Genomic DNA, 24,857 nt, shown 5'->3' on the forward strand with positions numbered 1-24,857 from the left:
CGCTCGAGCGATGCTGTTTACAGCTAACTTCTTCTCCGCGAGATGCGCATCCCGCCCGGAGAGCTTTCTGATTCTTAGGACGTAATTTCCTATGAATTAAAAAGCTGCCCCGCTGTGTTTCCACCTGCAGGGCAGTCTTTTTATATTTTACTTGAATTTTTCTCTCTGTTCTTCTAAAAACTCCGGTGTATCAAAATAGTCGATCTTCATTGCATGTTTTACTTCGGCAAGCGTTTTTTCTGCCTCAGCTTTTGCAGTCTCACTGCCTTTCTTTAAGATATCATACACATCATCGATACGGTTTTCGTATTCTTTTCTGCGTGCACGGATCGGAGAAAGCTCTTCCTGCATGACATTATTTAAGAACTTCTTCACTTTGACATCGCCAAGACCACCGCGTGTATAATGATCTTTTAACTCCTGTAAACAGGAATATTCCGGAAGATATTCTGCAAAATGTCCATCATTGCAGAACGCATCCAGATAAGTAAATACTGTATTGCCCTCAAGATTACCCGGATCTTCAATGCGGATATGATTCGGATCAGTATACATGGACATGATCTTTTTCTTTACGTCAGTTTCCGGCTCGGAGAGATAAATACAGTTGCCGAGTGATTTACTCATCTTTGCCTTTCCATCAATACCCGGAAGTCTTAAACATGCCTTGTTTTCCGGCAGTAAGATCTGCGGATCTGTCAGTGTCTCACCGTATACGGCATTAAATTTGTGTACGATCTCCTTTGTCTGCTCAAGCATCGGCATCTGATCTTCGCCAACCGGAACTGTCGTTGCATGGAATGCAGTGATATCAGCAGCCTGACTGATCGGATAACAGAAAAATCCAACCGGAATGCTTGTCTCAAAGTTACGCATCTGAATCTCTGATTTTACGGTCGGATTGCGCTGCAGTCTCGATACCGTAACAAGGTTCATATAATAAAATGTCAGCTCTGTCAGCTCTGTCACATAAGACTGGATAAAGATATTCGACTTCGCCGGATCAATTCCTACAGAAAGATAATCGAGTGCTACTTCCATGATATTGCTGCGCACTTTTGCAGGATTATCTGCATTATCTGTAAGTGCCTGTGCATCTGCGATCATAATAAAGATCTTGTCATATTCTCCGGAATTCTGAAGTTCAACTCTTCGCTTTAAAGAGCCTACATAATGTCCCACATGTAATTTGCCCGTCGGGCGGTCACCTGTTAAAATAATTTTCTGTGCCATAATTTTTCCCCTGTCAAACATATTTCTATATCCATTATACACGTTTTGTTTCCGTGATTCAATTTTTTCTTTTACATATAGGCAATCTCTTCATTTATTCCCCTAAAACCTGACGAATCCGAAAGTGAGCATCTTTCAGATTCACCGGTTTTAACAGAAATCCATCGGCACCTAACTGTTCTGCGAGTTCCTGATCTGCTTTCATATCACTCATGGTAAGTACGATCACAGGTATATTTTTAAAGATTTCGGATCTTTGTCTTTTCCTCAGCACCTCAAATCCATCCATTCCCGGCATCACAATATCCAAAAGAACGACATCGATCTTTCCTTCGCTGTTCTCTACCAGATCAAGACATTCCTGCCCGCATGATGCTTCTGCCACATCATAGATATCTTTTAAATTTTCTTTTAAAATTACTCTCTGAAGTTTTGAATCATCCGCAATCAATACTGTATATTTCACAATGTCACCCTATACATCTTTTCTACTGTATTTTCTTTTATTCTGCCATAGAATGCGCTGTGATTCAACTGTCCTTTTTTCCCACTAAAACCAGTATTTTTATATGGAATAATCAAAAGACTGTCCGACTGCTTTTTCTTCTTTCGTCAGGACAGAATCTGCCCTGCTCTCATAAATGACATTATCTATCTTTTTGAGCAATTCTTCCCAGGAGGAAGCGGAAACCGTCACTTTGTCCGCATCTGATGACTTTTCCTTCGAATTCGTCTTATCGGCAGAATCCATTTTCTTATTTTTATCTGCCCTGTCTGCTTTTCTCTCTTCCGCGCGTTTTTCCTGTGTTTTTTTCTGCGCTTTCTTTTTTTCTTCTGCTGCAGCCTCCTTTTTATCAGCGATACGCTCTTTCTGTGCCGCAAGAGATTTATCGACAACTGCAAAAAATGATGCATTTCCGTTGTCATCAAAGGTCATCCCAAAAGAACTGACAGAATCTGCTTTCGATCCTAAACTGTCTTTCATCTGGCTTAACTGGGATGTTGCATTGCTTAAAATTCCCTCGTATTTTGCGCGATACTCCTCATCCTCTGCCATCTTCTCAATCTTGTCTGAATCGATCAGGACAATAAGTTCTTTCGAACTCTGGTACATCCCCTTTTTACTCTCGGCTTCCTCCTTCTGCTCCGGTGAAACAAGGATAAAATCCATATTGGAATATTTTGCTTTTAACTGTTCATAATATTTTTTTGCTTTATCACTCAGAACCGGATCTCCGATCGTTCTTCCACTTACCCTGCTTTTCTTTGCCGTCTTATCCATCTCTTTTGTGCCATCGGTCTTTTTGTTATTATCCGTTTTCCTGTTGTATTCTGTGCGGTAAGAATAGTCCGCTGCATAAGAATTTAATGCACTGTTGTTACTGATCTCACTCATAATAATCCCCTTTCTTCCGTGAAAAATCTGACTTTTGCCTTCTAATTCCATTTATGGGTTTTTCTCGTTTCTATTATGGTTATCGGCTCATTTACAGATAAATTTATACGAATACTGACTTGACTTTTTGCTAAGAGCAGATACACTTTATATCAGCCAAAACATTATTTATTATAGAAGGAAGTGTTTTAAATGACACAGAATCGGATCATCAAAAATCATATGGATATTCCCTGGCATCAGTTCACAGGAAATGATAAAGAACTGCCGATCACCCAGGCAGGTCTTACCGAAAAAGCATCCGTGATCGGGCGTACCGGTCTGATGATGCTCTCCTGTGGTACAGGTGCATGGCGGGTACGCAGTTCTATGAATACGCTTGCCTCTCTGCTCGGCATCACCTGTACCGCAGACATTGGTTTAATGTCGATCGAATATACATGTTTTGACGGAAACGATTGTTTTTCACAGTCTCTCTGCCTGACAAACACCGGTGTCAACACTTCAAAATTAAACAGGTTAGAACGTTTCGTCAATGACTTTGCAGGTGAATGCTGCACAATGTCAGGGGAGCAGATTCATGCTTATTTAGACCAGATCGAACAGATCCATGGTCTTTATTCGCCCTTTGCACTTGGATGTGCTGCTGCTTTTGCATGCAGTGCGTTTACATTTTTGTTAGGCGGCGGACCTGTTGAAATGCTCTGTGCTTTCTTCGGCGCAGGCATCGGAAATTATCTCCGGTGCAAACTCACAAAGCATCATTTTACACTGTTTTTGTGCATTGCTGCTTCCGTCTCAGGTGCCTGTCTGGTTTATGCCGGACTTTTAAAAATCGCAGAGCTTCTGTGGGGGATTTCCATTCAGCATGAAGCAGGCTATATCTGTGCAATGCTTTTTATCATCCCAGGCTTTCCATTTATCACAAGCGGTATCGACCTTGCAAAACTGGATATGCGTTCCGGTTTGGAACGTCTTGCTTATGCGCTGATCATTATTGCCGTCGCCACAATGTTTGCATGGATGGTAGCACTTTTACTGCATTTACAGCCGGTAGATTTTCTTCCATTAAATCTCAGTCTGGCTGAAAAAATCGTATTCCGTCTGCTCGCAAGTTTCTGTGGCGTATTTGGATTTTCCGTCATGTTCAACAGTCCGGCAAAGCTTGCCGCATCTGCCGCGATCATTGGTGCTATTGCAAATACTTTCCGTCTGGAACTTGTAGATCTTTTCGGAATGCCTTCTGCAGCCGCTGCGTTTTTAGGTGCACTGACCGCCGGACTTCTTGCATCGCTCTTAAAAAATCATGTCGGTTATCCAAGAATCGCGATCACTGTTCCATCCATTGTCATTATGGTGCCTGGATTGTATCTGTACCGCGCGATCTACAATCTCGGCATTATGTCTTTGGATGTGTCGGCTTCCTGGTTTGCCTCTGCGATCCTTATCATCGTATGCCTGCCGCTTGGACTGATCTTTGCAAGAATACTGACAGATAAAATGTTCCGGTACTGCAACTGATTATTTCTCAAAATACTTCTAACTGAATTTTGTTGAGACAAATGCTGGTTTGTTTATGAAATAAATCATCTCCCCAAATGGTGTATCGTAGGCTTGTGAGTGGCATCTTGCGCAAAGCCGGAGTAATTTTTGTTCCGTTGTACGAAAATAAGAAAAGTCTAGGTATGCCTGAATTAGATTTTCTCGGAGTGACGTGACCGGCAACAACGAGTCATCCATGACTCGATGCTGCCTTGTTCTGCCATCCGTGGCAGAACATCACTGTATGTAGACAGGCACACCAAGATTTTCTAATTTTCTCCCAAAGTCACAAAATTAGCTCCGGCTTTGCGCAAGATGCCAATCGTCAGGTTGTGAACACCATTTGGGTGGGCGGTTCATCTCAAAATTCGGGGGCGTAGGTGTGGATTTTTGATATTCGCACGAATGAGAATATGCTTAAAATTCTAATGTGCTGTATCATTAATATTTAGCCTGATGACTTTCCAAAATTTTCAGCTGCTGCATTGTATTACATGAAATTTTTCGTAAATTGCCAGATTAATAACGCAGAATATTTTTTCAAATGTGTATGGCAATAAATATGGGCATAGTGGTATATATCGAGGTTTTTGCCAGTGTTGTCAAACAAATAATAAACCATTGAATATAGTTATTTGGAAATCTTTTTTTAATCAGATTCAGACACAAAACACTAAAAATTTACGCACCCCCAAGGTTGTGATGTGAGTTCCCCGACGAAGGGTGGTTCACAGCCTTACGGCTGGCAAATCGCATCAAGCCGGGATTCGTTTTGTGACTTTGGGAGAAAATTAGGCAATCTTAGTCTGCCTGTCCGTAACACAGTGTTGTGCTGCCACGGACGGCAGCACAAGTCTTAATGCCCCCCGGACGGGGCGTTTAAGACGCACACGTCACTCCGCCACAACCTATACCAGGCAGCCTTAGATTGACTTATTTTCGTACAACGGAACAAAACGAGTCCCGGCTTGATGCAATTTGCCAATCGTAAATCCCCAGAACCACCCTACACAAGGAAACTCATGTCACCCACAAACCAGCATTTGGCGAATAGCATATTACTCTTTCAGTAAATATTCATCTCTTTTTGCCCCGGTGGAAACAAGATAAATGGAATGTCCGATCAGCTCTTCGATCCTTTCAATATACTTCTTTGCATTTTCCGGAAGATCATTCCAGTTTTTGCAGGATGAGATGTCACAGTTCCATCCGTCTAACATCTCAACCTCCGGCATTGCATCATCAAGCAGGATATTGGTTGGAAAATCCGTGATAAGTTTTCCATTTACACGATATCCCATGATTACCGGAATCTTTTCAAAACAGCTTAATACATCGAGCTTTGTCAATGCAATGTCCCCTGCATTCTGGCATTGTAATCCATATCGGCTCGCAACTGCATCAAATGGTCCGACCCTTCTCGGACGTCCGGTTGCTGCCCCAAATTCATTTCCTGCTTTTCTTAATTTTTCATTCCATTCTTCGCCTGCTGCCTTTTCTGCCACAAACGGTCCTTCACCGACACAGGTTGAGTATGCTTTCATGACTCCCACAACCCGATCCGGCTGTCTCTTTGGAATGCCTGCACCAATCGTTGCATAAGCTGCGATCGTGCTGGAACTGGAGGTATATGGATAAATTCCATAATCGATATCCCGCAGTGCTCCAAGCTGTGCCTCAAAAAGAATATTTTTATCTCTGGAAGCTGCTTGTTCTAACAGAGCACCGGTATCTGTAATATATGGTTTTAAAAATTCTGCCTGTCCTCTGCACCAGTCTAAAACTTCATTCACCGAAAGCGGTGCCTGTCCATATATATGTTCAAGGATCAGATTTTTGCTTTCCACGATCATCGCAATCCTCTTTTGGATCACATCCGAATCCAGATATAAAAGATCACCCATCCGAAGCGTTTTCTTCATATATTTATCGCCATAGGCATAGGCGATTCCTCTTTTTGTGGAACCAAATGCCTCGCCGGTCTTAGAGAGTCTCTCCTCCTCTAAAACGTCCTGTCTGACGTGGAATGGCATGCAGACGGTCGCCTTTTCCGATATCTTTAAATTTTGGGGGCTGATCTGTACATTCATGTAGCGCATCATCTCGATCTCATGTCTTAAGTGATCCGGATCAATGACCATTCCGTTGCCAAGCACACAGACGACCTCCGGGTGCAGGATACCGGACGGCAGCAGATTCAATACAAATTTTCCTTTATCTGTCACTACGGTATGTCCTGCATTGTTGCCTCCCTGATAACGGACTACATAGTCCGCGTGTTCACTCAGTAAATCTACAATACGTCCTTTTCCTTCGTCTCCCCAGTTGATACCTGTTACTGCTGTTAACATAATACTCACTCTCCTTTATATTTCTCCATGAACGATTTTTTCTGCACGGTCAATACTCTTTTCCAGCCGATCCGAGAAACGGTGGATCGGCAGAAATACACCCAGTTCATCAAACCGCTGTCCCTCATCTTCCAACGAATCCTGTCCGTAATAAACAAAAGAACGCGGCAGGTCTTTCTGCAGTTTCATCATGATATCCCACACTGCCGCATATGCCTGAGCCTCTGTCCTCTGCTGCCTTACAGTATCCGGCAATTCATAGACAAGCAAAAGACCGATGTGCTCACCCATCTTATATTCCATCACATCCATCGTATCTGCATTATAACTGTGACGCTTGCGGTATCCGTATGCAAGATACATCTTTACACCTTTCTCTTTCCGGAATACCTTTTTAAACCGGTTATAATCTTTTTCACTCACATGGATCTCCTTTGTCTGGATCAGATTTCCATCCTCGTCTGTGAGCAGATACGGATTGATCTGTCCGTCCGCATTAAAGCGGAACGGTGCTAAAAATGAGTTGCGCAGTAAGTCAAACATGCTGTTTTTGCAGACTGCCATCAAAAATGCTGTCAGATCCCGGTTTTTATAGGCATCAAACAATGCCTTTGCAAACTGTTCCGGCGGAAGATACCCCCCCACCAGTTCAAGATCCGAATCAATTTCTCCATAAAAAGTCTGCATCAGACGCTCACAGGCTTCCGGATCTTTCAAAATTTTATCAAACAACAGATCTGCTTTTTCTTGTCTTGGAAATATTGTCTCCATCCTTTTCCCTCCATTATCTAATCTTTTCTAAGAACATCAGCAGAAAACTGATCAACAGAAGTCCACCAGATATCCAGATCACATGGAACCCGTACCGCACAGACAGATTACCTCCGATTCCCGCACCGACTGCAAAGAATAAAATGATTCCAAAATAGTAAAGTGCCTGTCTGATCTGCTCGGGACGTTTTTCCCTGAGGTACAGTGAAAATGCTGCTGTCCCGCTCCGCAGATTTCCGATACACATTGTGCTCGCATAGGAATATCCGCCGACTTTCCGGAATGTCTGTACCTGCATGGCACAGGAAAACGAAACCAGGACGGTTGCTGCCATATCCAGTTTTTCCGGCAGAAATCCGACCAGCATCAGAATCGCAATTTCGCAGAGTAATACTGACTGTCTCCAGTGCAGTTTTCTCGCATACTTAAAACTTCCCTGTATCCGCTCTGCCACGAACACACCGACTGCAAATGCGAGCAATGGAAGAAGATAACGCAATCCCTCACTCCACTCTCCCATCATAAAATGCTGACTCATGAGTACCACGTTTCCGGTCTGTGCATTCGAGAACACGCCATCTCTCGTAAAATATGTGTACGCATCCTGAAATCCACCGGACAGTGCCAGAAACACACTCGTGATAAACGCCTCCGACATCTGCACTTTGGTACTCCTTGGCTCATTTTGATTCAAAGCCAATGTTCTCACCTCTTATTCCTTTTTTCTCATTGATTTCTCACATCGTCTGTATTATAGTATCCCTGTTATCAGATGTAAAAAGTATTATTGATATATCTGTCATATGATTTTTATATGGTAAAATAAAAATCACAGGAGGCAAACACCGCATGATCACTTACGACTATTACCGTATTTTCTACTATGTTGCACAATATAAAAGTTTTACCAGAGCTGCCGAGGCACTGCACAATAACCAGCCAAATATCACAAGGTGCATGAATAACCTGGAAGCAGAATTACACTGTACGCTTTTTTTACGTTCCAACAAGGGTATCACACTGACTCCCGAAGGGAAAAGATTATATGAACATGTTGCGATCGCCTATGAGCAGCTTTCGCTTGGGGAAGATGAGATCCGTCAGAACATGGAACTCGAAAATGGACTGGTTTCCATCGGAGCCAGCGAAAATGCGTTACGCCTGCGGCTGCTTCCGGTGTTAGAACGTTTTCATGAACAATATCCTCATGTACGCATCCGTATTTTCAATCACTCCACACCACAGGCAATTTTAGCATTAGAGAGCAAAGTTGTCGATTTTGCAGCCGTCACCTCACCGCTCGCCATCCAAAAGCCACTGCACAAAACGCACCTTGCCTCCTACCGTGAAATTCTGATTGGGGGAACAAAATATAAAGAATTGGCTTCGCAGATCCGAAGCTTAAACGATCTTTCCGGGATACCATTCATAGGGCTTGCCGACGGCACCGGATCAAGAGAATTGTATCACCGTTATTTTTTAAGTCACGGCCTGATGTTCGCACCGGATATGGAGGCTGCTACCACCGACCAGATCCTGCCGATGATCACACACAACCTCGGTATCGGTTTTTATCCGGAAGAGCTCGCTGCGGAAGCGATCGCACGCGGCAATGCCTACGCGATCCGCCTTGTGGAGCCTATCCCGGAACGTGAAATATGTTTAGTCACAAACAGCAGCACCCAGATAAGTGCTGCTGTCCGCAAAGTGATTTCTTTTCTTTCTGTCTGATTTTATGCAGAACGTATATCCCGCACCTCTCACGGAACTATTACCGGTCTTCCCTGAAATATGCCTCTCCAAGGCTTGCCGGCGGCTGGTTTTCCAGTTTATTCCGTTTACTTGTAATAACAAGCACAATGATCGTTACTACATAAGGAAGCATTTTGCAAAGTTCCTGTGTTGCACGTGTCAGTCCCGGCAGATAAATATATAAAATATAAAGTCCGCCAAAAAGAAATGATCCCCAGATCGCATGATCCGGATTCCAGAGTGCTAAGATAACAAGTGCGATCGCTAACCATCCGCGGTCACCGAAACCGTTGTTTGACCAGGTTCCTCCTAGATATTCCATGACAAAATAAAGTCCGCCAAGACCTGCTATTGCTGCCCCTGTCACGGTTGCAATATATTTATATTTCGATACATTGATACCTGCAGCATCTGCGGTTGCCGGGCTCTCTCCGACTGCACGTAAGTTTAATCCGCGTCTGGTCTTTTTCAGAAAATAAGTCATGCATACCGCAAGGATCACGGACAAATAGGTCAGAAATCCATAGGAAAATAATAAATCTCCGACAAAAGGAATCGCGGAAAGTCCCGGAATCTTTGCACGAAACGCAGCCGCTGTTGTCTGTACGGAAATCTGTCCGACACCTCCTGCAAGTTTTGAGATAGATCCACCAAAGAAGTTACCAAAACCTACACCAAATGTTGTAAGCGCAAGACCGACAACATTCTGGTTTGCACGCAGTGTGATCGTTAAAAAACTATAGATCAGTCCGCCTAACGCAGCTACGATCAGTGTTGCAAAAAAGGCGATCAAAAGACCAATAAATCCATTTGGATTTTCATTGCCATTCTCATAGAAAAAAGCACCCATCAGACCGGCAATACCACCCATGTACATGATACCCGGTATTCCAAGATTTAAGTTACCGGACTTTTCTGTCACGATCTCTCCGGTCGCACCGAATAATATCGCAACGCCCTGTCCGATTGCTTTTTGTATAAATGTCATAAGCAGATTCATTTATTTTCCCTCCTTATGGTTCTTTTTCCATTCCAGTCTGTAATTAATGAAAAACTCACATCCAATCAGGAAAAACAGCAAAATACCTGTAATGATATCTGATGCATTCTCATTTAAACCAAACTGGGAAGCGATCTGGATCGATCCCTGCTGCATAAATACTAAAAATGCAGATACTAAGATCATGGCAAATGGATTAAATTTAGACATCCATGCTACGATGATCGCGGTAAATCCACGTCCGCCTGCTGTACTTGTAGAAATCGTATGGCTTGCACCGCTGACGATCAGACAGCCGGAAAGACCACAAATAGCACCGGAAATCATCATGGTACGGATGATTACTTTTTTTACATTGATGCCGGCATAACGCGCGGTATTCTGGCTTTCTCCGACAACAGCGATCTCATATCCCTGTTTACTGTATTTCATGTATACATACATACCGAGTGTGATGACAAGAACCACGATCACATTCAGTCCATACATATTTCCAAACACAGATGGGAACCAACCTTTCTGTCCTGCTGCATTGATAATACCGACCGTATTCGAACCAGATGGATTCTCCCAGAATACAATGGCAAATGTTACAAGCTGCATTGCCACATAATTAAGCATCAGCGTAAACAATGTCTCATTTGTGTTAAAATATGCCTTAAACACTGCCGGGATCAGTCCCCAGATCAGACCTGCTGTGGCGCTTGCAACAAAGATCAGGATCAGAAGAAGCCAGTTTGGCATTGCATCCCCCGCATAGATCATCAGTGCGGCGGTTGCCATACCTCCCATTAAGATCTGTCCCTCAGCTCCGATATTCCAGAACTTCATTTTAAATGCAGGTGTCAGCCCGATCGCAATACATAAAAGTACTAATGTCTCGCGGATCGTCACCCACACACGACGGCTGCTTCCAACCGCACCATCTACGATACCAAGATATACCTGAAGCGGATTCTGTTTTGTGATCGCAACGATCACAAGTCCTGCAACGATCAGCGATAATACAACAGCTATAAGACGGATTCCCCATGCTTTAGCAGTGCTTATCGTATCCCGTTTTATCATACGAACTGCCGGTTCTTTTACTTCTTTACTCATTTGCCTGTTTCTCCTCTCCCGAACCTGTCATCAAAAGTCCGAGTTTTTCTTTTGTGGTACTTCTCGCATCCACAATACCGGAAACTCTTCCGCCATTTAACACAAGTATCCTGTCGCACAGCTCTAAGAGCACATCTAAGTCCTCGCCGACACAGATGACAGCAACTCCCTTTTTCTTCTGGTCATTTAAGAGATTATAGATCGTATAGGATGAATTGATATCAAGTCCGCGCACCGGATATGCTACCATCAGCACATTCGGATTGCTTGCGATCTCCCGTCCTACCAGAATTTTCTGGACATTTCCACCGGAAAGACGGCTGACCGGAGTTTCAACACCCGGCGTTACGACTTCAAGTTTGTCAACGATCTCCTGTGCCAGTTTCTTCGGTGCCTTACGGTCTGCAAAGAAATGTTTTCCTTCCTTGTAGCTGCGGATCATCATGTTATCAGTCAGATCCATGGAACCGACTAATCCCATTCCGAGACGGTCCTCCGGGACAAACGATAATGCAATACCAAGTTTTTTGATATCCTCCGCTTTCATGTCGGAAATTTTTTCGACCTTTCCTTCCGGGGAATCGTAAAGGATCTCTCCGCTCTCGATCGGCTGTAAACCTGCAACAGATTCAAGAAGCTCTTTCTGTCCGCTTCCGGAAATACCGGCGATTCCAAGGATTTCCCCACTGTATGCAGTAAAAGAAGCCTCTTTTAATACTTTTAAACCTTCCTTGTTCCGGCATGTCACACCGCGCATCTCAATTCGTTTTTTTGCATTTTCCGGTTCGGTACGGTTGATATCAAGCGTTACTTTTTCACCGACCATCATCTCAGTTAGAGACTCTACCGTTGCACCCTTTGTCTCCACCGTATCTATGTACTTTCCTTTTCGAAGCACTGCCACACGGTCAGAAAGCTCTAATACTTCGTTTAACTTGTGTGTGATGATGATGATGGATTTTCCTGCGGCACGCATGTTGCGCAATACCGCAAATAATTTTTCAGTCTCCTGCGGTGTTAAAACGGCAGTCGGCTCATCTAAGATCAGAATATCCGCGCCACGGTATAAAACCTTTACGATCTCAACTGTCTGTTTCTGGGAAACGGACATATCATAAATTTTCTGGGATGGATTTAAATCAAAACCATAGCGGTCTGTCAGTTCTTTGACTTCTTTTTCCACCTGTTTTAAATTCAGGCGTTCTTTTCCCGGCAGACCTAAAATAATATTCTCGGCGGCTGTCAGGATATTGATCAGCTTGAAATGCTGATGAATCATTCCAATTCCAAGTTCGAAGGAATCTTTCGGGGACCGGATCGTCACGGTTTTCCCATTCACACGGATTTCTCCCTCATCCGGGAAATAAATACCGGAGAGCATGTTCATCAGCGTAGTCTTTCCACTACCATTCTCTCCTAATATGGAAAGGATCTCTCCCTTTCTCACTGTCAGATTTACATTGTCATTTGCGACAACCTCTCCAAAACGTTTGGTGACTCCCAAAAGTTCAATCGCATTTACCGGTTCCACAAACAGTCCTCCTTTAACGTAAACTGCGGAACTGTGATAAAAGGTCTGTCCTTTCACAGTTCCGCTTATTTATGATACAAAAAGCATTCATTCAGACATGCTCTTTTGCATTATGGCAGAATTATATTCTGCTAAAAATCTTAATCAATCATTCTGCACCGCAGATGCTCTTAGTTGGTCACAGAAGTGATACCATCAATAATGATATCGAAAGATGGAGCAGATGCCAGCTCAGACTCATGATAGTATCCGTCTGATACATAATCTGCATATTTTGCATAATCGCCACCTTCTGCGATCAGGTCTTCTAAGGAAGAACCATTTACAGTAAATGCGGATGTATCGAATACATGAAGTGATCCGTCTTTGATTGCATTTTCAACTTCTGTTACTTTTGCGTCTGTTCCCTCTGCTGCAACTGCCTCGTTGATCGGTGTAATGTCAACTGCACCTTCTGCAAATCCCTGACACCAGTCAGTCTCGATTGCTGTTCCGTCTAATACACACTGTACTGCATGTGTATAGTAAACACCCCAGTTATTTGTCGGAGAAGTAAGTGCTGCATCCGGAGCAACAGTTGTCATATCAACGTTGTAGCCGACACATGGAACTTTCTTATCCTCACAGGTACTTGGAGCACCAGTGGTATCTGCATGCTGGCTGATCAGGACACATCCGTCATCGATCAGTTTTGCTGCTACCTCTGCCTCACCGGACATATCTGCCCAGCTGTTTGTATACTGTACTTCCATAGTTGCGGAAGGACACTGGCTCTTTGCTCCTAAATAGAAAGAAGTAAATCCGGAAATAACCTCTGCATACGGGAATGCACCAACATAACCGATCTTAGCTGTATCCTCTGTGATGGTTCCGTCTGCGATCATCCCGTTTAATTTCATACCCGCAACAACGCCGGAAACATAACGTGCTTCGTAGATAGAATCAAAATAGTTGTGCATATTGGAAAGTCCGGAAGATGCTGCCTGATATCCGGTTGCATGGCAGAACTGAACCTCCGGGTACTCTGCTGCTGCCTGAAGCAGGTAGCTCTCATGTCCAAAGCTTGTACCGAAAATAATGTTACATCCCTGATCTGCTAAATCAACTGCTGCATCATAAGCAGATTCATCTTCCGGGATCAGAGTTTTCTCTACGACCTGATCCTCAGATAATCCGAGATTGCTCATCATCTGATCGATACCAGCCATATGTGCTGCTGTATATCCCTCGTTCTCATCACCAATGTAGATCACACCTACCTTGATATCCGATGCTGATTTCGCTTCGCCGGCTGCTGCACTGCTCTCTGTCGCAGCTACAGTATTGTCTGCAGCACTGTTATCTGCTGCATTGCCTGCTGATGCATTATCTGCAGCTCCATTTGAACCACATCCTGCCAGCATGGAAACGGTAAGTCCCATGGTCAATAATACGCTTAATGCTTTTTTCATTTTTTTCATCCTCCTGTATCACTACTTGATAGAAATACATGAGTAAATTTAGCATAGAGAAATTTTTCCGTCAATGCAATTTTCGTCGTATTTCCCGGAAAATTCAATTTTTAACGCAAAATTTTTTCATTTATAAGCGGAGGTTATTTTTATCATTCCACAAACTTATGGTTCCCAGCTTAACGAAACATTTTTATAATCCCTCTGTCATTCAACTGTTTCAGAAATGAAACCAGAAGCGGTACTACAAACAGACCGATGATTCCAAAAAATTTTAAACCGATCAGCATACATGGCAGCATGATCACCGGCGATAACCCCATCTGTTTTCCCACCAGTTTCGGCTCGATCAGATTCCGCACGACTGTTATTACAAGGTAAAGCGCGAACACACCGACTCCGGTAGAGATCCTTCCCGATGCGAAGGCGAGTACCGCCCACGGGATCAGCACTGTACCGGTTCCAAGCACCGGAAGGATATCAAGTACCGCAATAATAAATGCAATGGCAAATGCATTTTTGATTCCAAGCAAAAACAGACCTGCCACAAGTTCCGCAAACGTGATCCCGAAGATCAGACAATAAGAGATAATGCATTTTCCCATCGTCCCTGTCACATAATTTTTTCCATCCCGGAACGCACGCTGGTATTCCGCCGGAATCTGCCGCTTTAAAAATGCCCTGATCTGTGGAAATTCCAGTTCCATAAATACCGTTGCGATCACTGTGATCAGAAGTTTCATAAAAAATCCCGGTATTCCTGCTGCCATCCCGGATACCCCGTCAATAACACCATCTGAGATGCCCGACATCAGCTTTCCTGCATTCTTTATCGTCTGTGCTGACTCTGCACCGACATCCTGCAATCCTTGCGTTTTTCCAGTCTGCCCTACCGGATAAAACACAACTGACAAACGTTCCACCCACTGGTAAAAGCGCTGCATGACAGGCACAACCATATCCGAAAAAAAGACAGACAGCTCCTGCGTCAGATCATAGATCAGCCTCACCAGATAACTGCCTGCAAAATAAAGGACAGCTGCCAGAAGTATATAAAAGAAAAGAACCGTTGTAACCGCCACGATTCCTCTTTTGATATGTGTTCTCTCCGAAATAAACTTCACTGCTTCAGCCAATAGCGCCGCCACTGCAAAAGCTGCCAGAAACGGGAAAAGCACAGATCCCGCCGCTTTTAATACTACCCATAAGATCACAAGCCACACTGCTCCAAATGCAAAGCTGATCAGAAATTCCTTCTGACGTCTCAACCGTTCTTCTCTGTTCATCGCCCACCCTTTTCCTTTACTGCTGCCTTATTGATCTTTTATTACTATATCCGTTTTGGATGGGATCTATGCCATGTGTACTTTTAATTTGTATTTTCCTGTGCCGCAAAAATCTTACTGCAGAATGCGTCATATTCGTCATTCGAAACTTCTTTTCCATTCCAGAAATATTTCATTCCAGAATCCGGATCATTTTCATCTATGAGTTCTTCACCAAAGTTCATTTCTGCAGCCAGGTTATCCGCTCCTTCATACTTTTCCATATGATAGGTTTCATATCCTGCATTCATGTCATTGCTGTACATAATCCATACATCTCCATTGTAATAAGTATAGGAAAGTACAATCGCACTGCCGTCTCCTCTGGCAAATTCGTATACCTTATCATCACGGCAATCTAAATATATTCCGCCATAAGGACCACAGATAACCAGTTCATTTTCTCCGTCATTATCAAGATCGACTCTCTCCCCTATCGAATACAACTCCTCTCCCTGTGAATCCTTATTTAGATCAGAAATATTCCATGCAGATGACGGATCTGCGGTATCAACTGCGTCTACTGAACCATCGATAAATGCATCCGATAGTTCTTCTGCGGTCATTTTGTTTTTATAAGCGTTATATACCATATCTGTCTGTACATCATTCTGCGTTGTCTCCTCTGAAATTTCTGTTTTATTACCACAAGCAGTTAATGACATAACAATTAAGATACCTATTAAACCAACAACATTCTTCTTCAAATTTTTTCCCCCTAAAATCAAACTAAAAACTTCTTTTCCGAAAACATTTTATATTCTTCATTTTTTTAGAAGTTTCGTGTAAAAAATACCCACAGCACACCATTTATGGTATTCTGTGGGTATTTTGCTATCTTTTGCTGTGCTATTCATGCCATATGGTAGCCCATATGGCATGCCATATGGAACTCTTTTTATTCTTCTAATTTTAAGATATAAATACAGTTTGGCTTATCAACCTTGACCGGCGCACCGTTCTGCAGAGAGAAACCTTTCTCATAATTGATCGTATAAGATACGATATCATTGGATGTATTATTTACAGTAAGATAATGTTTCTCATCCGGATAAATTGCAAGCATTTTCGGATAATCACTGTCTACTTTAGTGCGGAATGCCTGTGTCAGCATACCTGTTGCAGGATCGATCTCATATGCAACCACTGTGTTCACACCGGCATTGGAAACAAAGAGATATTTTCCGCTCTTAGTGATCTCCATACCGGATGCGGCACAGATATCTTCCTCTTTCTTTCCCTGTGTTGTGATCGTCTGGATCTTATCAAACTGTGGCTGTTCATTTTCAACGGAGTATTTGTACACTTCGATCTCATGTGTCAGTTCATACAGGATATAAGCATATTTTCCATCTCTGGAAAAACGGATCATTCTCGGCGCAGACTCAAGCGGTCCACGAATGATATCCACCAGTTTTAATTTACCATAAGTATAATCCACACGATAGATCTTAACCTGATCTAATCCGTTATCAACTGCACACAAAAACTTCTGATCCGGTGTCAGTTTTACACAGTCAACGTGCGGTGTATTGGTACGCCTGTCACTGCCGCGTGCCATTCCTTTATGGAAAATACCATCTGCAATCGTTCCAATGCTGCCATCTTTCTCCAGATGCATCATTGTCACACGTCCGTCATGATGTCCGCCTACAAACAGATAACGTTTTTCATCATCTACTTCCACATAGCATCCTCTCATACCGCCGATCCACTGCTTGTTTACAGCCTCAAGATCTCCATCCGGAAGCACTTTAAATGCTTCTACACCTTCATCTGCGATCGAATAAAGGAACTTTCTGTCCTTTGATACAACAAGATCCGACGGGTTATTGATCGGCACTACTTTACGTTCTTTCATGCTGCCATTTGCCACATCCACATCATAAATATGGATTCCGACACTGTTTTCATGCGTATAGGTTCCCACATATGCCACATATTTTTCCATACATTTATCCTCCTTATGCCTTTTGCAGGAGCAATGCCCAGCAAGCCGGGCACGCTTTTCCTCCCTACTCTTTTCTTCGTAAAATATCATACTTCTCGAGCGGATGTCCCAGATCAATATACAAAACCTGTTTTGGATGCGGTGCTGATTCCATATCCGCTCCATCCTCATCCATGATCCGTTTCACTGTCACCGTCAGATTTTCACCATCCGGCTTCATAATCTCGATCTCTTCACCGACCGAAAACTTATTGCGCTGTTCGATCCGGTAAAGCCCATCTTCGTTCTGCTCCCCAACAATTCCTAAATATGTGTATTCTTTTAAATAAGTGTTATTGTCGTAGATCTGCGCCTCGTCGGAAGGCTTTCCAAAGAAAAATCCGGTCGTAAACTGGCGGTAAGTACAGTTGGATATCTGATCTAAATACCATGGCAGATTCTTTTTGTAAAGCTCCGGTGACTCTTTGTAATCATCGATTGCCTTGCGGTAGGTTCTTGCCACAGTCGCAACATATAGTGCTGTTTTCATTCTACCCTCAATTTTAAAACTGTCAATACCCGCTTCCATTAATTCCGGTATGTGTTCGATCATGCAGAGATCCTTGGAGTTGAATATATAAGTGCCACGTTCATTCTCATAAACCGGCATATATTCATTCGGTCTTGTCTCCTCAACGATGGAATATTTCCAGCGGCATGGATGTGTGCATGCCCCCTGATTGGCATCACGTCCGGTAAAATAATTGGATAAAAGACATCTTCCGGAATAGGAAATGCACATCGCACCGTGAATAAATGTCTCGATTTCAAGATCGTCCGGTATATTTGCACGAAGTTCTTTTATTTCATTTAACGAAAGTTCACGCGCCGATACCACACGTTTTGCACCGAGTCTATACCAGAAACGGTATGTTTCATAGTTGGTATTGTTCGCCTGCGTACTGACATGACGTTCAATATCCGGGCATACTTCCTTTGCGATCATAAATATGCCGGGATCTGCGATGATAAGTGCGTCCGGTTTTTCCTCTTTTGGAAAAGAATCCAGTTCTTTGAAATACTCCCTTACACCCTCTAAATCATCATTATGTGCAAGAATATTTGCAGTCACATATACTTTTACCTCATGTTCATGCGCAAAACGGATTCCCTCTCTCATTTCCTCCATGGAAAAATTCTTGGCTTTTGCACGGAGTCCAAAAGCCTCGCCACCGATGTACACGGCATCCGCACCATAGATTACTGCAATTTTTAACACCTCAAGGCTGCTTGCCGGTATCAAAAGCTCCGGTCTTCTCATAACTTACCTGTCCTTTCGCATCTTTTCGATGCACCCTTTCTATTTCTTCCATGTGCTCACAGTCACTCCATCACCGATCGGCAACACTGCCGTGACAAGGCGTTCATCATGCGTCAGTTCGTACAGATATTCACGCATTCTCTTATGGATCGTGCGGTTTCTCCTCGTGACTGCAAAACGTGATTCTATGATATCACCATCCTGCAGCACATTATCCGAAACCAATGTTCCTTCGGAGCCAAGCAGTCTTAAAATATCCGGCATAAAATGAATATACTGACCCTTAGCAGCATCCATAAAAATAAAATCGTAGGTTTCCGTCAATGTCGGAAGAATCTGCGCAGCATCTCCCTCCAGCAGTGTAATCTGTTTTTCTTTTCCCGCACGGATAAAGTTCTCTTTTGCGATCGGGATTCTCTTTTCATAATTCTCGATCGTTGTGATCTCACATGGCACCGGATCATATTCTGCCATCAAGATGGAAGAAAATCCGACTGCAGTTCCCACTTCAAGAATCCGCATCGGACATTTCATTGCAAGCAGCAGTTTTAAAAACTGCTGCATCTCTTTCCGTATGATCGGCACATAACTATCCAGTGCTTCCTTTTCTATCTGATCTAAAATACTGGTATTCCCTGTATCAAGTGAATTGATATAAGTGACCAGACGTTCATCTACTATCACTCGTCTGCTCCTGCCTGTTCATTTTCATCTGTGTTCTGGTTTTCTTCACCGGCACCATCTGTCTTTGTTCCATCCGAAGATGACTGTCCCGCTGAACCAGAATCTGTTTCATACTCTGTATTTTCTGTATTTTCTGTATTTTCTGTACTCTCAGTGCTCTCCTCAGCCTCTGCCGCCATGACTGCCATCATATCTTTTGCCGTCATGGATGTATTTAATGTATAGGTTCCTGCCTTTAACTTACCGTGATATGCTGACATACGAAGTTGTACATAAAACAGATTTGCATCGCGGATCAGCCCCTCTTTTTTTAACAGCTTTCCAATCTGATATTCTGACAGATCATCCGTTACATCTACGGACACATCTGTACCGGGTCCTTCTTCCACCGGGGTTTCCGAAAATACCCGATAACCGAAATCATAACAAAAACTTCCAAGTTTTATCAGTCCGATCACAACAAGTAACATGACCAGAATAGAAAAACTGATACTGACAAATTTTAATACCAGTTTATTCAGCTTCATATGAAATCCTCCAGACTATTCCTCAAATCCAACCTCAAAATCCAATTCTTCTATCAGCGTCCAGTTAATCTTCTGTACTACACGGCAAATGGCATTTTCTGCCGCAAGGTATTCTGCAACAAGCGGATTTTTCCGGAACTCACGGTATTCCTGTTCCATCTTATCCGTTGCATCATAAAGATCCACATTGCCATCACTGTTCTGCAGCAGATAATTTTTCTGACGGAATGCATGGATCTGCTCCTCTAACTGCGGCTGATTGTGCACTCTGTTTTTGATATCCTGATATCTGATATATTCCTCGCTGAATTTGACTGCCTCGACTAATTCCTGCATGGCTTCATCCATTCTGCTCATGATACATCTGTCCTTCCTACACTTCCATAATAATCGGCATGATCATAGGTCTGCGCTTTGTCTCTTTCCATACAAAATCACCTAAGGAATCCTTGATCTCATTTTTGATCTTGCCCCAGTCGGTAATTCCTCTGTCCATACAATACTGCATCTTATCCTCAAGCAGATGCTTTGCATCCTCCATCAGACTCTCTGCACCCCTGACATAAACAAAACCGCGTGATACGATATCCGGTCCTGCAAGTACCTGCCCGGAACCGCTCTCTAATGTCAGCACGACAATGATGATTCCATCCTCTGCAAGATGCTGTCTGTCGCGAAGTACGATATTTCCGACATCACCGACACCAAGTCCGTCGACCATGATGTCGCCGACGTGGACTCTTCCTGTAACCTCCGCTTTTTCATCATCTAACTCAAGCACGTCACCGGACATCAGAATAAAGATATTATCTTTGTTGATTCCAAGTTCCTCAGCTACTCTCGCCTGTGCTAAAAGATGACGGTACTCTCCATGAACCGGAACAGCATATTTCGGTTTTACCAGAGAATAGATCAGTTTGATCTCTTCCTGACAGGCATGACCGGATACGTGCACATCCTGGAAAATAACATTCGCACCCTTCATGGAAAGCTCATTGATGATTCCGGAAACTGCTTTTTCATTTCCAGGGATCGGGTTGGAGCTTAATACGATCGTATCATTTGGTTTGATCGTAACTTTTTTATGCATACCGCTTGCCATACGGGATAATGCCGCCATGGATTCTCCCTGGCTTCCGGTCGTGATCAGTACTGTTTTTTCGTCCGGATAATTTTTCAGTTCTTCAATATCGATCAGTGTATTATCCGGGATGTTAATATAGCCAAGTTCTGACGCAATACCGATGATATTTACCATACTGCGTCCTTCCACAACTACTTTTCTGCCGTATTTATACGCTGTATTAATGATCTGCTGCACACGGTCTACGTTAGACGCAAATGTTGCAATAATAATCCTCGTATTTTTGTGATCTGCAAAGATCTCATCAAAGGTCTTACCGACTGTCTTTTCAGACATTGTAAATCCCTTGCGTTCCGCATTGGTACTGTCGCATAACAGTGCAAGTACACCTTTTTTACCGATCTCACCAAAACGCTGTAAGTCGATGGCATCACCAAATACCGGTGTATAGTCTACCTTAAAGTCACCGGTGTGCACCACGATACCTGCCGGTGAATAAATAGCAAGCGCTGCTGCATCCTGGATACTGTGGTTCGTACGGATGAACTCCACACGGAAACATCCTAAATTGATGTGCTGTCCGTATTTTACGACCTTGCGTTTTACCTTAGTCAGCATATTGTGCTCTTTTAATTTATGCTCAATGATACCAATGGTAAGCTTTGTCGCATAAATCGGCACATTAATGTCTTTTAATACATAAGGGATCGCTCCGATATGATCTTCATGTCCATGCGTAATGAAAAATCCTTTGACTTTATCAATATTATCTTTCAGATAAGTCACATCAGGAATGACAAGATCGATTCCATACATATCATCTTCCGGGAAAGAAAGCCCACAGTCTACTACAATGATACTGTCCTCGTACTCAAATGCTGTAATGTTCATTCCGATCTGCTCTAAGCCGCCAAGCGGAATGATCTTAAGTTTTGAAGTTTTTTCTTTCTTTGTCTCTTTTACGCTGGTTCTCTTTTTCCGTTCCGGTCTCTCTGCTCTTCTTGAATCATTCTGGCTGATTCCTGCCTCCTTATTCTCTTTCATATTCAATGTCCGCATCCTCTATCAATTCTGAAAATATTTTACCTACTGCCGCAAGTTCCATGTCGTCATCCACCATCTCGCACACAACGTCATCGTCCTCTGTGGCTACTTCTTTTAAAATGTACGCATCACAGTCGCCATCTTCCTCTTCCGTGACAAAAAAATAACGCGTACCATTTACCTGTGTCTCCTCCACAACAAAGAAATCAATGCTCTCTTTTGTCTGCGGGTCCACAAATGTTACTTTTTCCATGTGCATCCTCCATGCATAACACAAAAACCGCATTCTGTAACCTGCGGCTTTTGTCATTACCTTTTTACTTCCCTGCGTGCATACTCCGATAATCCAGATATCCCTGCAAAATAAAGACTGCCGCGATCTCATCGACATACTTCTTGCGGTCTTCCCTGCGGATACCGGATTCCATCATGTGTTTATCTGCGGAAACAGTCGTCAGTCTCTCATCCCACAATATGACCTCTAAACCTGTCCGTCTCTCTAACATCTCTTTAAACTCTTTTGTCTTCTCGCAACGCTCTCCTTCTGTGTTATTCATATTCTTCGGATAACCCAGAACAATACACTCCACCTGATATTCTGCGATAATCGCTTCAATCCTCGCCAAAGTCTGGCGCAGTTTATTAGGGGACTGGCGTCTTATGATCTCCAGTCCCTGCGCAGTTAATAAAAGCTCATCACTGACTGCCACACCGACAGTTTTTGAGCCAAAATCCAAACCTAAAATCCGCATAAACTTCCTATTCCCAATGATTATTTTTGATATAAGCCTTTAAAATTTCTTCGACCAGTTCGTCACGTTCCACTTTCATGATCAGGCTTCTTGCATTATTATGACTGGTAATGTATGTGGGATCTCCAGACATAATATATCCAACAATCTGATTCACAGGATTATAGCCTTTCTCGCTCAATGCACGATATACGATCGTGAGCACATCGCCAACTTTAAGCTCCGGCTCTTTCTCCACTCTGAAATATTGTGTATTATTGATATTCTGCATATTTTTCACGCCCTTATACCTGCTATAAAAAGCATTGCTAGTTTTTATTTTAATATAGTTTGTCCTAAAATTCAACCAAAAGATAAATATCGTCTTTTAATTTTCCTTTTATCTTTCCGGTCACAAACTGATTTGTCCTGTTTTTTTCTGTTTCAAATGCCACTTTGACATACTCTTTTGTGTATCCGGTAAAATATGTTTTCCCATCCACCACAAGTTTTTCCTCTAACAGCGCAGTCTTTTCTTTCCCGACATAATATTCCCGGAATTCTTCAGACATTTTCTTTTCTAAAGCAAGAAGGATATTGCTTCTCTCTGTCTTTATCTGCTCCTGCACCTGATCCGGCATCACTGCTGCCTTTGTACCTTCACGCACCGAATACTTAAAAATGTGCATCTCGTAAAAATGTATCTTTTTCAGGTACTCTTCTGTAATTTTAAACTCATCCTCAGTCTCTCCGGGGAAACCGACGATCACATCCGTTGTGATCGCAGGATGATCAAAATATTTCCGCAGCAGATCACAGCCCATCTCATATTCTGCCGTGTCATATCTGCGGTTCATCCGCTTTAAGACGCTGTCACAGCCACTCTGCAGGGACAGGTGAAAATGCGGACAGATCTTTGTAAGTTCTGATAACCTTTTTGCAAAATCTTCTGTCACGATACGCGGTTCTAAACTTCCAAGACGGATACGCTCGATCCCCTCGATCTCATGTACATGCTCGATCAGTGAAAGTAATGTCTCCCCGGTATCGACTCCGTAGGAACTTAGATGGATTCCGGTCAGCACCACTTCCTTATAACCGCTTTCTGCAAGTCCTGCTATCTCATTTAACACATCTTCCATTTTACGGCTTCTCACACGTCCTCTTGCAAACGGAATGATACAGTAACTGCAGAACTGGTTACAGCCGTCCTGCACCTTGATAAATGCGCGTGTATGCTCTGCCGTTTTCTTTAAATGCAGTTCTTCATACTCCTGCTTTTCATGGTTGATATCAACGATCTGTGCCTGTTTTGCATGTTCTTTTTCATACTCATTTAATAATGTTACCAGCTCGTGTTTCTGGTTATTTCCGATCACGATATCAATACTTTCATCCAGTATGGCCTGTGCCTCTTTTGTCTGCACATAACAGCCGGCTCCGACTACAATGGCATCCGGGTTCATCTTTTTTGCACGGTGAAACATCTGTCTTGACTTGCGGTCTGCCATGTTTGTCACGGAACAGGTATTTATCACATATACATCTGCAATTTCTGTAAAGGGAACGATCTCATATCCTGCATTTTCAAGGATCTGCTGCATAGCTTCTGTCTCATATGCATTAACTTTACACCCCAGATTGTGCAGTGCTGCTTTTTTCATTTTTTACCTCCATAATATCTATTTACTTGTTGACTTTTCCATGAAAAACCATTACTATAAAGATAACTTTAACAGCTAATTTTAAGGAGGTTTTTCATCATGAAAACAGTACAGATTTCTTTAAATTCTATCGACAAAGTGAAATCATTTGTCAATGCGATTACACAGTATGAGTATGATTTCGATTTAATCTCCGGTAGATATGTTATCGACGCAAAATCCATCATGGGTATCTTCAGCTTAGACTTATCCAAACCGATCGATTTAGCAATCCATGCTGAAGCTAATGTTGATGAGATTATGGAAACATTAAAACCATACTTAATCTAATCACAGATCAGATGTCATACCGTTTGCGGTGTCACATAGATGGAACATAAACCACAGGTCATGTACCTGTGGTTTTTTGCTGCATCCAG

At 42.9% G+C, this 24,857-nt stretch carries 25 protein-coding genes; 3 read left to right on the forward strand and 22 right to left on the reverse strand.

What is annotated here, in order from left to right:
• Positions 1-147 precede the first annotated feature (147 nt).
• The 3 genes from trpS to H8S51_RS13245 all read right to left on the reverse strand — a co-directional run bounded on the left by trpS (position 148) and on the right by H8S51_RS13245 (position 2,629).
• Positions 148-1,233 carry a tryptophan--tRNA ligase gene (trpS, locus tag H8S51_RS13235; RefSeq protein WP_117919517.1) on the reverse strand — a complete coding sequence of 362 codons (1,086 nt, stop codon included), beginning with the start codon at positions 1,231-1,233 and terminating at the stop codon, positions 148-150.
• Between the two features lie 94 nt (positions 1,234-1,327).
• Entirely contained in the window at positions 1,328-1,699 is a 372-nt protein-coding gene (locus H8S51_RS13240; RefSeq protein ID WP_186899084.1) for a response regulator, read from the reverse strand.
• A gap of 99 nt (positions 1,700-1,798) precedes the next feature.
• Complete coding sequence (locus tag H8S51_RS13245) at positions 1,799-2,629, reverse strand: DUF6033 family protein (protein ID WP_186899083.1); 831 nt, start codon at positions 2,627-2,629, stop codon at positions 1,799-1,801.
• Positions 2,630-2,821: 192 nt separating this feature from the next.
• On the opposite strand from H8S51_RS13245, the gene H8S51_RS13250 reads away from it, so the two are divergent.
• On the forward strand, positions 2,822-4,150 hold the full coding sequence (locus tag H8S51_RS13250) for a threonine/serine exporter family protein (protein ID WP_186899082.1): 1,329 nt from the start codon (positions 2,822-2,824) through the stop codon (positions 4,148-4,150).
• Between the two features lie 1,079 nt (positions 4,151-5,229).
• Here H8S51_RS13250 and H8S51_RS13255 read toward each other — a convergent pair.
• From H8S51_RS13255 to H8S51_RS13265, 3 genes are read right to left on the reverse strand one after another with little or no spacing between them, the layout of a single operon-like run.
• Positions 5,230-6,522, reverse strand: coding sequence for an adenylosuccinate synthase (locus H8S51_RS13255; RefSeq protein ID WP_186899373.1), 1,293 nt, complete (start codon positions 6,520-6,522; stop codon positions 5,230-5,232).
• A 15-nt stretch (positions 6,523-6,537) separates the two neighbouring features.
• A complete protein-coding gene (locus H8S51_RS13260) occupies positions 6,538-7,293 on the reverse strand; it encodes a DUF4866 domain-containing protein (protein ID WP_118772236.1) in 756 nt (251 codons plus the stop codon).
• A gap of 13 nt (positions 7,294-7,306) precedes the next feature.
• Complete coding sequence (locus H8S51_RS13265) at positions 7,307-7,951, reverse strand: YoaK family protein (protein WP_118210330.1); 645 nt, start codon at positions 7,949-7,951, stop codon at positions 7,307-7,309.
• A gap of 191 nt (positions 7,952-8,142) precedes the next feature.
• Here H8S51_RS13265 and H8S51_RS13270 point away from each other — a divergent pair, with 191 nt between their 5' ends.
• A complete protein-coding gene (locus tag H8S51_RS13270) occupies positions 8,143-9,024 on the forward strand; it encodes a LysR family transcriptional regulator (RefSeq protein WP_118772235.1) in 882 nt (293 codons plus the stop codon).
• Between the two features lie 40 nt (positions 9,025-9,064).
• On the opposite strand, the gene H8S51_RS13275 is transcribed toward H8S51_RS13270, so the two are convergent.
• From H8S51_RS13275 to mtaB, 16 genes are all read right to left on the reverse strand, one after another.
• Complete coding sequence (locus H8S51_RS13275; protein ID WP_118210322.1) at positions 9,065-10,045, reverse strand: ABC transporter permease; 981 nt, start codon at positions 10,043-10,045, stop codon at positions 9,065-9,067.
• Positions 10,046-11,146: an ABC transporter permease gene (locus H8S51_RS13280; protein ID WP_186899374.1), complete on the reverse strand. Its 1,101-nt coding sequence runs from the start codon at positions 11,144-11,146 to the stop codon at positions 10,046-10,048.
• Positions 11,139-12,677, reverse strand: coding sequence for an ABC transporter ATP-binding protein (locus tag H8S51_RS13285; protein WP_186899375.1), 1,539 nt, complete (start codon positions 12,675-12,677; stop codon positions 11,139-11,141). Before H8S51_RS13285 ends, H8S51_RS13280 begins: the two co-directional genes overlap by 8 nt.
• Before the next feature lie 170 nt (positions 12,678-12,847).
• Positions 12,848-14,137 (reverse strand): BMP family ABC transporter substrate-binding protein, encoded by a 1,290-nt coding sequence (locus H8S51_RS13290; protein ID WP_456300211.1) that lies wholly within the window; start codon positions 14,135-14,137, stop codon positions 12,848-12,850.
• 170 nt (positions 14,138-14,307) lie between these two features.
• Complete coding sequence (ytvI, locus tag H8S51_RS13295; RefSeq protein WP_186899376.1) at positions 14,308-15,414, reverse strand: sporulation integral membrane protein YtvI; 1,107 nt, start codon at positions 15,412-15,414, stop codon at positions 14,308-14,310.
• 83 nt (positions 15,415-15,497) lie between these two features.
• The gene (locus tag H8S51_RS13300; protein WP_186899377.1) at positions 15,498-16,160 is read right to left on the reverse strand and encodes a hypothetical protein; all 663 of its coding nucleotides are present in this window, start codon (positions 16,158-16,160) and stop codon (positions 15,498-15,500) included.
• Between the two features lie 191 nt (positions 16,161-16,351).
• Positions 16,352-17,404: a lactonase family protein gene (locus H8S51_RS13305; protein ID WP_117921227.1), complete on the reverse strand. Its 1,053-nt coding sequence runs from the start codon at positions 17,402-17,404 to the stop codon at positions 16,352-16,354.
• Between the two features lie 64 nt (positions 17,405-17,468).
• Positions 17,469-18,704: a peptidase U32 family protein gene (locus H8S51_RS13310; RefSeq protein ID WP_186899378.1), complete on the reverse strand. Its 1,236-nt coding sequence runs from the start codon at positions 18,702-18,704 to the stop codon at positions 17,469-17,471.
• Between the two features lie 39 nt (positions 18,705-18,743).
• Complete coding sequence (locus H8S51_RS13315; RefSeq protein ID WP_118210317.1) at positions 18,744-19,388, reverse strand: O-methyltransferase; 645 nt, start codon at positions 19,386-19,388, stop codon at positions 18,744-18,746.
• Positions 19,385-19,915: an endolytic transglycosylase MltG gene (locus tag H8S51_RS13320; protein ID WP_186899379.1), complete on the reverse strand. Its 531-nt coding sequence runs from the start codon at positions 19,913-19,915 to the stop codon at positions 19,385-19,387. The genes H8S51_RS13315 and H8S51_RS13320 overlap by 4 nt, the downstream gene beginning before the upstream one ends.
• 15 nt (positions 19,916-19,930) lie before the next feature.
• Positions 19,931-20,272 carry a YlbF family regulator gene (locus tag H8S51_RS13325; RefSeq protein ID WP_117921231.1) on the reverse strand — a complete coding sequence of 114 codons (342 nt, stop codon included), beginning with the start codon at positions 20,270-20,272 and terminating at the stop codon, positions 19,931-19,933.
• A 16-nt stretch (positions 20,273-20,288) separates the two neighbouring features.
• Positions 20,289-22,043: a ribonuclease J gene (locus H8S51_RS13330; RefSeq protein ID WP_186899380.1), complete on the reverse strand. Its 1,755-nt coding sequence runs from the start codon at positions 22,041-22,043 to the stop codon at positions 20,289-20,291.
• Positions 22,030-22,296, reverse strand: coding sequence for a DUF1292 domain-containing protein (locus H8S51_RS13335; RefSeq protein ID WP_186899381.1), 267 nt, complete (start codon positions 22,294-22,296; stop codon positions 22,030-22,032). Before H8S51_RS13335 ends, H8S51_RS13330 begins: the two co-directional genes overlap by 14 nt.
• A gap of 64 nt (positions 22,297-22,360) precedes the next feature.
• Positions 22,361-22,795, reverse strand: coding sequence for a Holliday junction resolvase RuvX (gene ruvX, locus H8S51_RS13340; protein ID WP_186899382.1), 435 nt, complete (start codon positions 22,793-22,795; stop codon positions 22,361-22,363).
• A 7-nt stretch (positions 22,796-22,802) separates the two neighbouring features.
• Positions 22,803-23,066, reverse strand: coding sequence for an IreB family regulatory phosphoprotein (locus H8S51_RS13345; RefSeq protein ID WP_117921278.1), 264 nt, complete (start codon positions 23,064-23,066; stop codon positions 22,803-22,805).
• A 64-nt stretch (positions 23,067-23,130) separates the two neighbouring features.
• Positions 23,131-24,438: a tRNA (N(6)-L-threonylcarbamoyladenosine(37)-C(2))-methylthiotransferase MtaB gene (mtaB, locus tag H8S51_RS13350; protein ID WP_186899383.1), complete on the reverse strand. Its 1,308-nt coding sequence runs from the start codon at positions 24,436-24,438 to the stop codon at positions 23,131-23,133.
• A gap of 99 nt (positions 24,439-24,537) precedes the next feature.
• Between mtaB and H8S51_RS13355 the strand changes: the two genes are divergently transcribed.
• Positions 24,538-24,768, forward strand: coding sequence for an HPr family phosphocarrier protein (locus H8S51_RS13355; protein WP_006857923.1), 231 nt, complete (start codon positions 24,538-24,540; stop codon positions 24,766-24,768).
• The last annotated feature ends 89 nt before the right edge of the window (positions 24,769-24,857 follow it).

The organism is Roseburia rectibacter (assembly GCF_014287515.2).
GTDB lineage: Bacteria > Bacillota > Clostridia > Lachnospirales > Lachnospiraceae > Roseburia > Roseburia rectibacter.

What these genes read in the sequence shown, in the direction of transcription:
- trpS (WP_117919517.1), bottom strand. Translation starts at nt 1,233, where the DNA reads ATGGCACAGAAAATTATTTTAACAGGTGACCGCCCGACGGGCAAATTA.
- H8S51_RS13245 (WP_186899083.1), bottom strand. Translation starts at nt 2,629, where the DNA reads ATGAGTGAGATCAGTAACAACAGTGCATTAAATTCTTATGCAGCGGAC.
- H8S51_RS13250 (WP_186899082.1), top strand. Translation starts at nt 2,822, where the DNA reads ATGACACAGAATCGGATCATCAAAAATCATATGGATATTCCCTGGCAT.
- H8S51_RS13255 (WP_186899373.1), bottom strand. Translation starts at nt 6,522, where the DNA reads ATGTTAACAGCAGTAACAGGTATCAACTGGGGAGACGAAGGAAAAGGA.
- H8S51_RS13260 (WP_118772236.1), bottom strand. Translation starts at nt 7,293, where the DNA reads ATGGAGACAATATTTCCAAGACAAGAAAAAGCAGATCTGTTGTTTGAT.
- H8S51_RS13265 (WP_118210330.1), bottom strand. Translation starts at nt 7,951, where the DNA reads ATGTCGGAGGCGTTTATCACGAGTGTGTTTCTGGCACTGTCCGGTGGA.
- H8S51_RS13270 (WP_118772235.1), top strand. Translation starts at nt 8,143, where the DNA reads ATGATCACTTACGACTATTACCGTATTTTCTACTATGTTGCACAATAT.
- H8S51_RS13275 (WP_118210322.1), bottom strand. Translation starts at nt 10,045, where the DNA reads ATGAATCTGCTTATGACATTTATACAAAAAGCAATCGGACAGGGCGTT.
- H8S51_RS13280 (WP_186899374.1), bottom strand. Translation starts at nt 11,146, where the DNA reads ATGAGTAAAGAAGTAAAAGAACCGGCAGTTCGTATGATAAAACGGGAT.
- H8S51_RS13290 (WP_456300211.1), bottom strand. Translation starts at nt 14,137, where the DNA reads ATGAAAAAAATGAAAAAAGCATTAAGCGTATTATTGACCATGGGACTT.
- ytvI (WP_186899376.1), bottom strand. Translation starts at nt 15,414, where the DNA reads ATGAACAGAGAAGAACGGTTGAGACGTCAGAAGGAATTTCTGATCAGC.
- H8S51_RS13305 (WP_117921227.1), bottom strand. Translation starts at nt 17,404, where the DNA reads ATGGAAAAATATGTGGCATATGTGGGAACCTATACGCATGAAAACAGT.
- H8S51_RS13310 (WP_186899378.1), bottom strand. Translation starts at nt 18,704, where the DNA reads ATGAGAAGACCGGAGCTTTTGATACCGGCAAGCAGCCTTGAGGTGTTA.
- H8S51_RS13320 (WP_186899379.1), bottom strand. Translation starts at nt 19,915, where the DNA reads ATGAAGCTGAATAAACTGGTATTAAAATTTGTCAGTATCAGTTTTTCT.
- H8S51_RS13325 (WP_117921231.1), bottom strand. Translation starts at nt 20,272, where the DNA reads ATGAGCAGAATGGATGAAGCCATGCAGGAATTAGTCGAGGCAGTCAAA.
- H8S51_RS13330 (WP_186899380.1), bottom strand. Translation starts at nt 22,043, where the DNA reads ATGAAAGAGAATAAGGAGGCAGGAATCAGCCAGAATGATTCAAGAAGA.
- H8S51_RS13335 (WP_186899381.1), bottom strand. Translation starts at nt 22,296, where the DNA reads ATGGAAAAAGTAACATTTGTGGACCCGCAGACAAAAGAGAGCATTGAT.
- ruvX (WP_186899382.1), bottom strand. Translation starts at nt 22,795, where the DNA reads ATGCGGATTTTAGGTTTGGATTTTGGCTCAAAAACTGTCGGTGTGGCA.
- H8S51_RS13345 (WP_117921278.1), bottom strand. Translation starts at nt 23,066, where the DNA reads ATGCAGAATATCAATAATACACAATATTTCAGAGTGGAGAAAGAGCCG.
- mtaB (WP_186899383.1), bottom strand. Translation starts at nt 24,438, where the DNA reads ATGAAAAAAGCAGCACTGCACAATCTGGGGTGTAAAGTTAATGCATAT.
- H8S51_RS13355 (WP_006857923.1), top strand. Translation starts at nt 24,538, where the DNA reads ATGAAAACAGTACAGATTTCTTTAAATTCTATCGACAAAGTGAAATCA.